This window comes from Aquimarina sp. Aq107 (assembly GCF_943733665.1).
GTDB lineage: Bacteria > Bacteroidota > Bacteroidia > Flavobacteriales > Flavobacteriaceae > Aquimarina.
The window spans coordinates 4,148,351-4,162,905 of sequence record NZ_OX030782.1 but is presented as its reverse complement, the minus strand read 5'-3'; the positions used below and the strand labels follow the sequence as shown (position 1 = coordinate 4,162,905).

The following is a 14,555-nucleotide window of genomic DNA, read 5'->3' as shown; positions in this document are numbered from 1 at the left end:
AACATCAATCAACAAAACTAATCAACATGAAGTACGCGATCCAAGTGTTAGGATTACTTCTTTTTACACTATTTTCGAATGCTCAAGATTCTACAGTGGTAAAAAAAAGAATCTATACTACCAAACCTCTAAATGGATCAGAAGCGCCAACAATTAATGGATTAATTGAAGAATCTAGTTGGGATCTGGTAGAATGGTCAGGAGATTTTATTGAAAATGAGCCAGACGAGAATACCCCTCCAAGTCAACAGACAAAATTTAAAATTTTGTATGATCAAAAATACTTATACATAGCTTATAGATGCTATGATACCGAACCTGAAAAGATAGAAAAGAGACTATCTAGAAGGGATGGTTTTGCTGGAGATTGGGTAGAAATAAACTTAGATAGTTATCATGATAAACGAACAGGTTTCTCTTTTACAATTACTGCTGCAGGTGTAAAGGGAGATGAATTTATATCCAATAATGGTAATAATTGGGATGGTAGTTGGAACCCTATCTGGTATACAGCAACTAATATAGATGATCAAGGATGGACAGCAGAGGTGAAGATTCCTTTAAGTCAATTAAAATTTGGTAAGAGTAAAGAGCAGATATGGGGTTTGCAGGTAAACAGAAGATTTTTTAGAAAAGAAGAACGATCTGTATGGCAGAGAGTACCTCAGGATGCTCCTGGCTGGGTTAGTGAGTTCGGAGAGTTACATGGATTAATTGATATAGAACCACAAAAGCAATTAGAGATTCAGCCATTTGTTGTTACCCAATATGACACTTTCCCCGAAGAAGATGGAAACCCGTTTAGAGATGGAGATGATTTTAAATTGAATGGAGGATTAGATGCTAAAATTGGGATTACTAATGATCTTACAATGGATTTAACGGTGAATCCTGATTTTGGACAAGTAGAAGCAGATCCTGCGGCTATAGCTTTAGATGGTTTTCAGATTTTTTTTAGAGAGCAAAGACCATTTTTTGTAGAGAATAAAAATATTTTTGATTATCGTTTTGCGAATGGTCAAGATAATGTCTTTTATTCCAGAAGGATTGGAAGAAGTCCACAAGGTTCTATAGGATCTAGTCCTATTAATACAGAGTTTGTTGATAGGCCAACTAATACAACAATATTAGGTGCTGCTAAGTTTAGTGGAAAGACAAAGAATGGTTGGTCAATTGGAGTCTTAGAGAGTGTAACACAGCGAGAAATAGCCAAAGTAGAAGACGCAGATGGTAACAGGCGTGAAACTATTGTAGAACCTTTGACAAATTATTTTGTGGGTAGAGTTCAAAAAGATTTTAATGATCGTAATACGTATGTTGGAGGTATTTTTACTGCTACGAATAGAAATCTTGGCGATATTCTGAATATTGATTATGAAGATCCTAATACCGATGAGACTTCAGAATTGGTAGGATTAAGGGAGAATAATCTAAATTTTTTAAGAAAATCAGCATATACCGCAGGATTAGACTTTAGACATAATTGGAAAGATAGAAAGTATTTTGTCGAAGGAAATTTAGTAACAAGCCACGTAGAAGGGTCTAAAGAAGCTATAGAGGCGACCCAAAATGAATTAACACATCTTTTTCAAAGAGTAGATGCAGATCACGTAGAAGTTGATCCTAACAGAACTTCGCTTACAGGTACTGGAGGTAAGTTTATAGGTGGTAAATCGGGTGGTGGAAATTGGAGGTACACCGCAGGAGTTTTTTGGAGGTCACCAGAATTAGAATTAAATGATGTTGGGTTTTTAAGACAAGCTGATGATATCAGGCAATTTGCTAATGTTAGATACTTATTTTTAAAACCTACTAAGTTTTATAGAAGAGCAAATCTAAATTTTGAGCAAACTTCAGCGTTTGATTTTGAAGGGAATTTTAATAGAATTCAATATGAGTTTAATGGTTTTATTAACTATAAAAATAACTGGTGGACAGAAGTAGGAGCAGCTCATAAACCAAGAATTTATACAAATACTGTATTAAGAGGTGGGCCGAGATGGAGGTTTTCTGAGGAGAATTTCGCTTTTCTGTTTTTTGGTTCAGACAGTAGAAAAAAGTTTAATTTTACTATGGGATATGTTAATTCTGGGGCAAAACAAAATAATTTCACCTTTCATAGATATGTGTTAAGAATGAGGTATCAGCCTTTTAACGCATTGAGTATTTCCTTAAATCCAGAATTCGAAAGAAATCCTAATAAAACTCAGTACGTAACTGAAGTAGACTTTGCAGGTACGCCAAGATATATAACTGCTAGAATTGATCAGCAGACATTAAGCGCAAGTATCCGTCTTAATTATAATATCAACCCTAATCTTACTATTCAATATTATGGACAACCTTTTATTTCTAGAGGAACCTATACAGATTTTAATTATGTGAATAACCCCATTGCTTCTGATTTAAATGAGAGGGTTACGTTGTATAATGATAATCAAATTTCTTTTGCTGATGATTTGTATTCTGTAGATGAAAACTTAGATGGTGCAATAGATTATACTATAGATAATCCTGATTTTGCTTTTGTGCAATTTCGATCTAATTTAGTTTTACGTTGGGAGTATATACCAGGATCAGAGATTTTTCTTGTATGGTCACAAGGCGTTAATGGATTGGGTGATCCAGGAGATCATCTTTTTAGGAGTTTAGATAATCAGATTTTTGGTCAACAACCAGAAAACACATTTTTGATTAAAGCTACGTATAGGTTCGTGTTATAAAATTTTTAAAAAGGTTTTAAGAAAGTTTTTCATCAAGATTTTTTACGTGTATTTTGCAATACTTAAGAAGATTATGATATGAAAAAATTTTTAGGACTTTTTGTTTTTATATGTATTATTGGGTGTACTACTTCTAAAACCGAACAAAAAAAGATTGTTATTACTGATCCGGAGCCTGTGCTAACGAAAAAAGATTCATTGTCACTTTTTCTAGACCATTATGAGAAGTTTTTTGCAACTAATTTTAATATTTCGGAATGTCCTGGAGCTGCTATAGTGATTGTTAAAGATTCTACTGTTGTGTATAAAAAAGGTTTTGGAGTAAAAGAGATCCATACAACTGATTCTGTAGATGTAAATACAGTATTTAGAATTGCAAGTCTGTCTAAAGGGGTTACATCAGTGCTTGCTGGAAATTTGGCTGATAATAATGAACTTAATTGGAAACAAAACGTTAAGAAATCAGTAGGTGTATTTAACTTAAGAGATAAAGCGCAAGCAGAAAGACTTACAGTTAATCATTTGTTATCTCATACATCGGGATTATATAAGTATACCAATTCTAAATTGATTCATAAAGGGATGTCTTTGCAGAACATTATTGCAAACTTTAAAAGGAATGGTGTTGTAGCTAAAGAAGGCACTGAATATGAATATCAGAATGCTGTTTTTTCTGTAGTAGAGAAGGTGATGGAGAATAATACGGGAAAGTCATTTGAAGCATTGTTAAGAGAACGATTGTTTGTGCCTGCAGGAATGAAAAATGCATCCAGTAGTTATTCAGATATTAAGAAAAACCCTAATGTTGCGTTACCACATAAATGGAATCATTATTCTAAGAAATATTATTTAACAAATCTTCATGAAAACTATTATAATGTTGCTGCCGCTGGAGGGATTAATGCTTCTATTTCTGATATGGCAGAATATTTAAAAGTGCTACTTGGAAATCGTCCTGATATTATTTCTAAAGAAAGCTTAATAGAAATATTTAATCCGATGATCTGCACAAGTGATAAAGATACGTACGTGAATTTGTGGGATGGTGTTTCTGACTCTTATTATGCAAAAGGATGGAGGGTTTTGGATTACAGAGATAGAAAGGTTGTCTATCATGGAGGAAATGTAAATCAGTATAAAACGCAATTAATGATAGATCCAGAAAATAAGATAGGCGTTTGCGTATTGTTTAATGGGCCTAACACTTTTAATGGTCCAGTAATACCAACATTTTTGAATTACTATGATTTTTTTACTGCAACAATGGGAGGGTAGTGGGTAATGAATGGTTTTTCAGGTAAATAAGGTGTATTTTGCAAATACTAAGAATGAACAATAAATCGTTATTAATATTTAAAACTCAAAAATCATGAAAACTAATTTTTTTCTTTTTGCTATTTCTATTGCATTATTTTTTACCTCTTGTAGTTCCGATGACGACAATGGAGGGGATGTGGTCCCGGATATGGTTTCATTAGTTGGAACTTGGGAACTTACTTCTGCTTCTGGAGCGTTGCCAGTTGATTTAGATATGGATGGAAATGCTTCTACTAATTTATTAGAAGAACTGCCTTGCTTTGAAGATACAATTGTGGTAAGTGATGATAACACATATAATCAAAATGTCACACAGATTGATGTTAATGTAACTCCAGATTTACCTCCGGTAGTTACTGCTGATTGTACAGGTCTTATACTTGAGGTAACTGGCGAATGGAGTCTAGCAAGTGGTCAATTAACATTTACTCCAACTGGAATGGATGCAAGAACAGTGATGATTGCACTTACAGAGACAACACTTTCTTTTACAGATGAAGTTGAAGACTTAGGAGCTGTAGATTTAGTTTTTACGCGTCAATAAGTTATTTGTTATTGTGGTTAAAATAAAAAGCGCTTCCCCAAAAAGGGAAGCGCTTTTTATTTCTTTTTACTAAAAAAAAGAGTTACTTATCTTTTTTTGCTAGTGATTCTTGGTGTTGCTTTTCTGCTAAAAGTTTTTTCTGATAACGACCTTGCACAATATCTACAATTACAAGTACAACAATTACAAAATAGAATGTAGTTTTACTCATTTGTGTAACTTCGTTATTAAAAATATGAAGATGTGCTAAATGACCTCCTTCTGATAATAACATAATACCTACGATGAATAATATAAAAAGCCCTAATACTTCATACATTCTGTTTTTCTGGAGGAAGTTAGCTACTTTGTCAGCTAAAACGATCATTAAAACACCTCCTAATATAATAGCTATAGACATCAAAACAAGTTGCGGTACATATTCCATATCGCTGGTTAACGCCATCGCACTTAAAATAGAGTCAAAAGAAAAAACCAGGTTCATAATTACGATCCATAAGATGACTTTGTTTATTGAGCCTTTTTTCTCATCTTTTTCTATTTCTTCGTGCTCATTAAGTAACATCATGTGCCAAATTTCTTTGATTGCTGTATATATAATAAATACACCTCCTGCAAGAACAATTAAGCTATGGACATTAAATTCGAACTCAAGAATGTTATTGTCATGAAGACTAAAGAAAGGTTCTTGGAAAAATTGTATTACAGACATAAGTACAAAAAGCAAAACTATACGAAGTATAATTGCTAACCCAACTCCCATTTTTCTTACGAAACTTTGTTTTTCTGGAGGTGCTTTTTTTGATTCTAAAGAAATGTAAAGGAGATTATCAAAGCCTAAAACTGCCTGAAGTAGTACAAGCATTAATAAGGTTATAAGACTTTCAAGGGTAAAAAGTTGTTCCATAAAATAAGTGTTGATTGGTTATGTTATTAAATATGAATAAAATAGTACTAAGTGCAGTTATAAGTTAGTGGGCTTCTAGCCAATTTTCTCCTAACCCCATATCTACATCTAAAGGAACTGCAAGTGTATATGCATTTTCCATTTCTGATTTTATAAGAGATTGTATTTTTTCTAATTCAGGTTTGTATACATCAAAAACCAATTCATCATGTACTTGCAGTAGCATTTTTGTCTTATAATTACCCTCTTTTAATTTTTGATGAATATTGATCATTGCAATTTTGATAATATCCGCAGCACTACCTTGTATTGGTGCGTTTACTGCATTTCGTTCTGCTGCTCCTCTAACAACGGCGTTAGCGGAGTTAATATCCTTAAGATAACGACGTCTTCCTAATACCGTTTGGACATAACCATTTTCCCTAGCAAAATCTACTTGTTCGCTCATGTAATTACGTAATTTAGGATAGGTTTTGTAGTAAGTATCTATAAGTTCTTTGGCTTCACTTCGAGACAGATCGGTTTGATTACTCAGTCCAAATGCGGAAACACCATAGATAATTCCAAAGTTCACAGTCTTAGCGTTACTACGTTGTTCTCGGGTAACTTCCTTGATAGGCACATTGAAAACTTTTGCTGCAGTAGACGCATGAATATCTTCTCCGCTTTTAAAAGCGTTGATCATTGTTTCTTCTTCACTTAATGCGGCAATGATTCTTAATTCTATTTGAGAATAATCGGCAGCTAACAGTGTGTGTTCTTGATCTCTTGGAACAAATGCTTTTCTTACCTGTCTTCCTCGTTCTGTTCTAATCGGTATATTTTGTAAATTAGGATTATTAGAACTTAGTCGCCCAGTTGCAGCTACAGTTTGCATATAATCTGTATGCACGCGACCTGTAGATTCATTAATTTGGTTCGGTAATGCATCTACATAGGTGCTTTTTAGTTTAGATAATCCACGATAGTCTAGTATGTTTTGAATAATTTTGTGATCTTTGGCTAGGTAGGATAAGACGTCTTCTGCGGTAGAATATTGACCAGTTTTTGTTTTCTTAGGTTTGTCTACCAATTTCATTTTTTCAAAAAGGATAATTCCTAATTGTTTTGGTGAAGCAATGTTAAACTCTTCTCCAGCTTCTTTGTATATGTCAGTCTCTAATGTTTTGATATCATTGTTTAATTCCTCTGATAATGACTGCAAAAATTCATTATCTAGATTAATTCCTTCTATCTCCATAGCCGCTAGGACTCTTAGTAAAGGAACTTCGATGTCTTCAAAAAGAGATAATATATTAGCTTCGTTAAGTTCTGGAGTAAAGTGCTCCTTAAGTTGAAATGTAATATCGGCATCTTCCACTGCGTATTCTGTCTGTTTTTCTTGAGGAACTTGTCTGAAAGATAATTGGTTTTTTCCTTTTTTCCCTATCAGTTCAGTTATTGAAACTGGTGTATAATTAAGGTAGGTTTCTGAAAGGACATCCATGTTGTGTCTCATATCTGGATTGATCAGGTAATGAGCTAGCATGGTGTCAAACAATTTTCCTTTTACTTCTAGATTATATTTGGCTAATACTTTGATGTCGTATTTTAAATTTTGGCCAATTTTGGTAATATTTTCGTCTTCGAAAAAAGGTCTTAGTAGTTCGATTAATTCTTGAGCTTCATTTTGATTTTCCGGAAAAGGGATATAAAATCCTTTTCCTGCTTCCCAAGAAAATGAGATTCCTACCAATTCTGCAGTAAGAGGGTCGAGTCCAGTTGTCTCCGTGTCAAAACAAACATTTTTCTGTTTAAGTAGATTTTGAATAAATAATTTCATTGCCATTCCAGGAGCTACACTCTGATAAAAATGTTCTGTATTTGCAATTGTTTTTCTACTAGAAAATGAATCTGTAGCATTATTGGTGTCTTGATTACCACCAAACAATGAAAATTGGCCCGCACCAGCTTGTTCCGATTGCTTATTTGAAGAAGCAGTTTTTGTTGGGGTAGAAGATTCAGATGGAAAGAAGGTTTTAGTGAATTGATCAGTCAATCTTCTAAATTCGAGCTCTTCAAAAATTTCCTGTACTTTTTTTGCGTCCGGTTCAGAAATTTCATAATCCTTTGCATCAAAAGTAACATCACAATCGAGGATAATCGTTGCTAATTTTTTAGAAAGAAGTCCTAATTCTTGATTAGCTTCTACTTTTTCTTTCATCTTGCCTTTTAGCTGATCTATATTCTCAAAAAGACCTTCCATAGATCCATAAGCAGCAATGAATTTCTTGGCAGTTTTATCACCAACTCCTGGTAAGCCAGGAATATTATCTACAGCATCTCCCATCATTCCTAAGTAGTCAATTACCTGTTCTGGACGCTCTACTTCAAATCTTTTTTGTACTTCGGGTATTCCCCAGATTTCAATACCATTTCCCATACGAGCCGGGCGATACATAAAAATATTTTCCGATACTAATTGTGCATAATCTTTATCAGGTGTAACCATAAATGTTTGGTATCCTTCTTTTTCAGCTTGTTTAGCAATCGTTCCGATTAAATCATCTGCTTCTACTCCAGCTCTTTCAATAATAGGGATATGCATTGCCTTTAGGATTTCCTGTATAATAGGAACAGCTATTTTTATAGCTTCTGGAGTTTCATCTCTATTGGCTTTATATTCTGGGAATATCTCTAAACGATCCTTACTTCCTTGTTTGTCAAATGCAACCGCTAAGTGATCTGGGTTTTCTCTTTTGATAACATCAAAAAGTGAATTTACAAACCCCATAATTGCTGAGGTATCTTGCCCTTTAGAATTGATTCTTGGATTTTTAATTAAAGCATAATATCCGCGAAAAATAAGTGCGAATGCATCCAGAAGAAAAAGACGTTTTTGTGACATAGTGTATGTTCAGTTTTTAGAAATGCAATATAAAAAGAAGATTGCTGAAAATCGTTTCAAAATTATACTAAATAAGAAATGCCGTCAATGAATGACGGCATTTCGCCCCAAAATAAAATTGATAACAATGTTATCAATTGCTATAAATACGATAGTAATATTTTATGAATAAAGTAGATTTTTTTTGTACATCCCTATAGTTAAATAGTTGAACGAAGGTACGAATAAAAATTATACATATGAAAGAAAATTCTAAGATTTATGGTGTTTGATATATGTGTATCTTAGTAATGATAGTATTTTATTATGATTAAATGATAAACAGTTAATTTTTACTTAAATATACTTATGATTGACAAAAGGTGAGATAGTTTTGTTTAGTAAATAAAACTTAGAATTAATATGCGTTGGATTATTCCTTTAGTGCTTTATGTTTTAATAGAATTATATGCTTATCAAGTTATTCGCACTTTATCAAAAAATCAATGGATCCAAATAGTATATTTGATTATCTCATTACTCATTATAGGGTATGTTATATATGTTTTTGCTAACTACGATAGAAGTGTAGGCCCTACAAAATATTCATTAAGAGCAAGTGGTTTGTTATTAGTTACCTTAGTTCCTAAGTTGATTTTAGTGTTGTTTATGTTTGGAGAAGACATTATAAGGCTTTGCGTAGCAGGGTATACTTATCTTACAAATACATTTTTTGATGGAAATGCGACTCAATATTTACCAAGCCGAAGAAAATTTATAAGTCAAATGGCCTTGGGAGTAGCTGCAATACCTTTTGCTGGATTAGTACATGGTATATTTAGAGGTAAGTATAATTTTAAAGTTATTAATCATGTTCTATATTTTGATGATTTACCAAATGCATTTGATGGTTTTCGGTTAACTCAGATATCTGATATTCATTCTGGTAGTTTTGATGAGGTTGAAAAGATTGAATATGCTGTAGATCTAATAAATCAGCAGCAAACTGACTTATTAGTTTTTACTGGGGATATTGTAAATACTATGGCTAGTGAAATGGATGATTGGATTGATATTTTTAAAGGTTTAAAAACACCTTCTTTTGGGAAATATTCTATTTTGGGAAATCATGATTATGGTGAATATGTAACTTGGGATTCAGAAGAAGAAAAAGAAGCTAATTTTGAAGCTATTAAAGAAGTGCATTCTAAAATTGATTTTCAATTGTTGTTAAATGATAATTCCTTTATAGAAAAAGATGATGAACGAATAGCTATAGTCGGTGTAGAGAATTGGGGGCATAACTTTAAAAAAGCAGGAGATTTGGCAAAAGCATCGAATGGTGTTGCCAAAGAAGATTTTAAAATTTTATTAAGTCATGATCCATCTCATTGGGAGTATGAGGTAAAAAAGCATGATAATCATTATCATTTAACGCTTAGTGGGCATACTCATGGATTTCAGTTTGGAATAGAAATCCCTGGGTTTTTAAAGTGGAGTCCTGTGCAGTATGTTTATAAACAATGGGCTGGTATGTATAATGATATGGGACGTTATCTTAATGTAAATAGAGGGTTTGGTTTTCATGCCTTTCCCGGAAGAGTAGGGATTTGGCCAGAAATTACTGTTATTGAATTGAGAAAAGGTCCTAAACCCGCATAATTCGTAGAAAGTGTTATATTTACAATTATATATCTGCTTTGTTCGTTAGTATAGCATAGTTTGATAATAAAATTTTTAGAACATGTCAAAGTTTGGAGAGTTAATAGGTATTGAGGTTCCGGTTTTGCTGGATTTTTATACTGAATGGAATGAACCTTCTGTATCCATGCATCCTGTATTAAAGGATGTGGCTGCTGCTCTTGGCGATAAAGCTAAAGTGATAAAGATAGATGTGGATAAAAATGAAGAGTTGGCGACAGCACTTCGTATTAAGGGTCTTCCTACATTAATGATTTATAAAGAAGGAGAAATGGTTTGGAGACAAAGTGGAGAGCAAGATGCGAACACGCTTATAGGTCTTATGAAAGAGTATGTTTAAAAAAGAACTTTCTTAGATTGATTAAGATTAAATCTTTTCAAAAATAAATCCTTTTTCAGAAAAATGCTTAAGTACTTTAGGCAATGCTACCCTAAGGTTTTTAAATGCTTTAATACTATCATGAAAAACAACAATACTACCTTTTTTTGCGTTTGCAACTACATTAATAGTGCATTGTTCTGGTGAGGTGTTTTTGTCCCAATCTTTGGATAACACATCCCATAATATAATTTCATAGTTTAGTTTCCTTAGCTCTGATAATTTACGCTTACTTAATTGTCCATAAGGAGGTCTAAACAGTTTGTGGTTAATTTTAGTGTGTTCTAAAATTTCATTTTCACAATTTAAAACATTTTCAACGTATATAGAAAGGCTGTTTTTTCTTGCTTTTAAGTGATTCATAGTGTGATTTCCAATACTATGGCCATCTGAAATTATTCTTTTAAAAACTATTGGATTTTTCCTAATATTTTCACCAATACAAAAAAAAGTGCCTTTTGCGTTATACAGTTTTAGTTGATCTAATACGAAATCGGTTACTTCGGGAATAGGGCCATCATCAAAGGTTAGATAAATCTTCTTTTCTTCGCAAGTGTAAAAATCCCAAGTATAGTTGGGAAATAATAACTTGATACTATTAGGCGTTTTATTAGGTATTAAATCCAAATTGATAAAAAAAAAGAGCCTTAGTTAAAAGGCTCAGTTGTGTTATGATTTTGGTAGTTCTTCTAAAGTGTCTAATGGTTTTTGACTATCTAGAAGTTCTTTTTGTAAATCTTGCTCTTGATCTTCCAAAACATCCTGATTGTCGTACTCTTCATCTTCAGAATAAAGTCTTGTAAATAGCCTTAGATACCTATTAAATTCTTCAGCCTTTTCTTCAATCATTTCTTTGTCTTGATTGATTATTAGAAGATCTACAACACTTCTATATCTTTCTACATTACTGACGATCTCACTAGCATATTCATATTGATGTTCTAAAGTAAGACTTCCGAAGTACGTCAATTGTTCTTGATATTTTTTTGCGATTTTATTCCATAAATCACGTGCTTTTTCTTTTTCTCCTACTTCGTAGTATCCACTTACATATGGTTCCAATAGAGTGTAATACTCATAGAATTCTATTGGCATTTTTTCCATCCCAAGGTCTAGAATTGTTTTAGCCTTATCTTTTTTGCCTTCATTAATCAATGCTTCTACTAATCTAGCTAGATTACTACGATAAGTAATAGCGTTTTTTCGAGTTTCAGGATCATGATAAATGTTGGGGTTTTCGCTATTTCCCCAATCCCAGCTAGTAACATTGTTATACATAAGGTCTGTATCAATACGTCCCATGTCATAAGGGTTTCGTTTGTCTATTGGAGTTCTAATAGGAACTAGTTTATAGGTAACACCATCTAATTGTAAATAATCTTTCATCCATAAATAATCATCATCACCAAAACTTCCACCAGTAAAATATACAGGTCTTTCCCAGTTATTGTTAGCAATCATGTCTAACATTAGCAATCGATTTTTAAATAGTAGATCACCTTTTAAATGTATATCTATATAAGGAACTATAAGATGAGCATCTTTTTGTGATACGATTCCATTTCTAAGAACGGCTTCTTTATCAACAGGAATTCTTATGTGTTTCGTTGGAAAAGTGTTTACTTGTTTTCCATTTTGTAAGTCACCTTTGGTTCTAGGATCATCAGTCTCAATCCATCGCATCCAGTTTTTGATAAGCATGGTATCATTAGTAACTGGTTTGTAATAAATAGCATCATTGTTACCAAACCTATAGAACTCGTGTGTTAACTGAGATGGGATTGGTTTACCATCATAGGCGGCTTTTTTCATCTGATCGATGTACCAATCTGTTGCAAATAAGCTAGTATTTACTGTTCTTACATCAGTTCTGTATTCTTCTATATCTTGAGCATACCATAATGCAAATGTATCATTATCACCTATTGTAAAAAGTATAGCGTCTTTTTGGCATGATTGAAGGTACATTTTTGCCATAGCTTGTGCTGTATATCGATTCGAACGGTCGTGGTCATCCCAATTCTGAGCAGCCAGTAAAACGGGTACGGCGAGTAAACATATTGTAGTTACTAGAGGAGCTAGTAATTTTGGTTTTAATGAGTTTTTAAGAATGTCGAATAATGCATATACTCCAAAACCTATCCATATAGCGAATACATAAAATGAACCAACTAAGGCATAATCCCTTTCTCTTGGTTCAAAAGGTCTTTCGTTAAGATATATTTTTAGGGCCAATCCTGTAAATAAGAAAAAAGCTAATAGCACCCAGAAATTTTTCTTATCCTTTTGTACTTGGAACACAAAACCAATGAGACCAAGCAATAATGGTAAAAAGTAATAGGTGTTACGAGCTTTATTCTTTAGTACATCCCCAGGTAAATTGTCTTGTGACCCTAAGTGTATTTCATCAATAAATTTAATTCCGCTAAGCCAATTACCTTCTAGATTGCTATATTTCCCCTGATTATCATCTTGTCTACCCACAAAATTCCACATAAAATATCTCCAATACATATATCCTATTTGATATTCAAGGAGATATAAAACGTTAGATGCAAAAGATGGTTTTTCTACATTTAAATAATCACCAAAGGAGCGTAAAAATTTATTGTAGTCGTCATTGTCTAATTTGCCAACCGCATATTCTCTTCTAAATTGCGTAACAGCTTCAAGTAATTCGGATTCGTCTTGATACTCTGGTTTTATAGTGAACCTAATCGGTCCGGTAAAATCCATATAATTAGAAATATGCTCGGTACTCCACATTCTTGGCAAAAACGCTTTATGATCATCGTCTATATTTTGTCTCGCATTTTTCCAGTCGTTTACAATATCGTATTTTCCAGTTTTTAAATTTTTCTCATATTTAGGTTTATCATCTTCATAAGGTTCATCTTCATCGAGTCCGGCATATATTTCGGTAAACTGCGGGCCATAAAAAAGATGAGTTTCTGGGTATTGTTCTAGATTATAATATGCTAATAATTCACGAGCATTGTTTGGATTGTTTTCGTTTATAACTGTTCCGGCATTTGCTCTTATAGGAAGCATAATCCAACAAGAGAAACCGATGAATATAAATAATACACATAATACAGCTGAGTTAATTAAAGGGAATTTCTTTTTACGTGTGTATTTAAGAATGAAATAAAATGCCGATGCTATAATGAGGCCTAAAAATATAGTTCCTGAATTAAATGGCATTCCAAAACTATTTACAAAAGTAACCTCAAACCATCCAAACAATTTTAAAGTGGAGGGAAGTAGTAACTTAAATATAAATAGGAGTATTGCGACTACTACGATATTAGCAATAATAAAATTCTTTATTGTAACCTTATAGTTTTTGAAATAGTATAACAGTCCTATAGCAGGTATTGAAAGTAATCCCATAAAGTGAACTCCAAAAGAAAGTCCAGCAATAAAAGCAATTAAAATTAACCATCGGTTACCTCTCGGGTTGTGCATATCTCTTTCCCAGAGTAATCCTAAATAAAACAATACGGATAAAATACAAGTAGCCATTGCATATACTTCTGCTTCTACTGCATTAAACCAAAAACTATCGGTAAAGGCGAATGCCAAAGACCCAACTAATCCACTCCCTAAGGTTGCCAAAGCTTTACCATCAGTGAAACTTTCGTCTGTTATAATTAATTTTTTGACAAGGATAGTGATTGACCAAAACATAAAGAGAATGGCAAAAGCACTAGCGAAAGCTGAGGTCATATTGACAACGAGCGCTATTTGGGTGGGGTCTGATGCAAATATGGAAGCAAATGCACCTATCATTTGAAATAGAGGTGCTCCTGGCGGATGTCCAACTTGTAACTTAGATGATGTAGCTATATACTCACCTGCATCCCAAAAACTAGCTGTTGGCTCTACGGTTAAGGAGTATACACAAAGGGCGATTCCAAAAACTACCCATCCTAATATTTTATTCCACTTTTTAAAGTTGAATGTGCTCATAAGATATAACTGTTATAACGTGTGGCGAATTTAGTAATAAAAATACTTCTCTATTAGTTTTTTTAGCAAACGCTTAACAGAAGTTTATATTTTGGATAAGTAATAAATAAAACTGCCTCGATAAATCTAATAAAAACTAAAGAATG

General features: G+C 33.0%; 9 protein-coding genes. 5 read left to right on the top strand and 4 right to left on the bottom strand.

Features of this window, described 5'->3' with window-relative positions; genetic code table 11:
- Positions 1-26: 26 nt before the first annotated feature.
- The 3 genes from NMK29_RS18080 to NMK29_RS18070 all read left to right on the top strand — a co-directional run bounded on the left by NMK29_RS18080 (position 27) and on the right by NMK29_RS18070 (position 4,584).
- Positions 27-2,723, top strand: coding sequence for a DUF5916 domain-containing protein (locus NMK29_RS18080; protein WP_108802253.1), 2,697 nt, complete (start codon positions 27-29; stop codon positions 2,721-2,723).
- Between the two features lie 78 nt (positions 2,724-2,801).
- Positions 2,802-3,998 (top strand): serine hydrolase, encoded by a 1,197-nt coding sequence (locus tag NMK29_RS18075; RefSeq protein WP_108802252.1) that lies wholly within the window; start codon positions 2,802-2,804, stop codon positions 3,996-3,998.
- A gap of 94 nt (positions 3,999-4,092) precedes the next feature.
- Entirely contained in the window at positions 4,093-4,584 is a 492-nt protein-coding gene (locus tag NMK29_RS18070) for a lipocalin family protein (protein ID WP_108802251.1), read from the top strand.
- 82 nt (positions 4,585-4,666) lie between these two features.
- Here the strand turns inward: NMK29_RS18070 and NMK29_RS18065 are convergent, their stop codons facing one another.
- Together NMK29_RS18065 and polA are read right to left on the bottom strand one after the other, a co-directional pair.
- Positions 4,667-5,491 (bottom strand): TerC family protein, encoded by an 825-nt coding sequence (locus tag NMK29_RS18065; protein WP_108802250.1) that lies wholly within the window; start codon positions 5,489-5,491, stop codon positions 4,667-4,669.
- A gap of 64 nt (positions 5,492-5,555) precedes the next feature.
- Complete coding sequence (gene polA / locus NMK29_RS18060) at positions 5,556-8,378, bottom strand: DNA polymerase I (RefSeq protein WP_108802249.1); 2,823 nt, start codon at positions 8,376-8,378, stop codon at positions 5,556-5,558.
- A gap of 402 nt (positions 8,379-8,780) precedes the next feature.
- Between polA and NMK29_RS18055 the strand changes: the two genes are divergently transcribed.
- Both NMK29_RS18055 and NMK29_RS18050 read left to right on the top strand, forming a co-directional pair.
- Positions 8,781-10,019: a metallophosphoesterase gene (locus NMK29_RS18055; RefSeq protein WP_108802248.1), complete on the top strand. Its 1,239-nt coding sequence runs from the start codon at positions 8,781-8,783 to the stop codon at positions 10,017-10,019.
- Between the two features lie 82 nt (positions 10,020-10,101).
- Positions 10,102-10,398, top strand: a complete 297-nt coding sequence (locus NMK29_RS18050) for a co-chaperone YbbN (protein ID WP_027393424.1) — start codon at positions 10,102-10,104, stop codon at positions 10,396-10,398.
- 27 nt (positions 10,399-10,425) lie between these two features.
- On the opposite strand, the gene NMK29_RS18045 is transcribed toward NMK29_RS18050, so the two are convergent.
- Both NMK29_RS18045 and NMK29_RS18040 read right to left on the bottom strand, forming a co-directional pair.
- Positions 10,426-11,064: a polysaccharide deacetylase family protein gene (locus tag NMK29_RS18045; protein ID WP_108802247.1), complete on the bottom strand. Its 639-nt coding sequence runs from the start codon at positions 11,062-11,064 to the stop codon at positions 10,426-10,428.
- A 42-nt stretch (positions 11,065-11,106) separates the two neighbouring features.
- Positions 11,107-14,409, bottom strand: a complete 3,303-nt coding sequence (locus NMK29_RS18040; RefSeq protein ID WP_108802246.1) for a DUF2723 domain-containing protein — start codon at positions 14,407-14,409, stop codon at positions 11,107-11,109.
- Positions 14,410-14,555: the final 146 nt, after the last annotated feature.

Excerpts from the sequence above, each read along its gene's own strand:
- NMK29_RS18070 (WP_108802251.1), top strand. The coding sequence starts at position 4,093 with ATGAAAACTAATTTTTTTCTTTTTGCTATTTCTATTGCATTATTTTTT.
- NMK29_RS18080 (WP_108802253.1), top strand. The coding sequence starts at position 27 with ATGAAGTACGCGATCCAAGTGTTAGGATTACTTCTTTTTACACTATTT.
- NMK29_RS18050 (WP_027393424.1), top strand. The coding sequence starts at position 10,102 with ATGTCAAAGTTTGGAGAGTTAATAGGTATTGAGGTTCCGGTTTTGCTG.
- NMK29_RS18055 (WP_108802248.1), top strand. The coding sequence starts at position 8,781 with ATGCGTTGGATTATTCCTTTAGTGCTTTATGTTTTAATAGAATTATAT.
- NMK29_RS18065 (WP_108802250.1), bottom strand. The coding sequence starts at position 5,491 with ATGGAACAACTTTTTACCCTTGAAAGTCTTATAACCTTATTAATGCTT.
- polA (WP_108802249.1), bottom strand. The coding sequence starts at position 8,378 with ATGTCACAAAAACGTCTTTTTCTTCTGGATGCATTCGCACTTATTTTT.
- NMK29_RS18040 (WP_108802246.1), bottom strand. The coding sequence starts at position 14,409 with ATGAGCACATTCAACTTTAAAAAGTGGAATAAAATATTAGGATGGGTA.
- NMK29_RS18075 (WP_108802252.1), top strand. The coding sequence starts at position 2,802 with ATGAAAAAATTTTTAGGACTTTTTGTTTTTATATGTATTATTGGGTGT.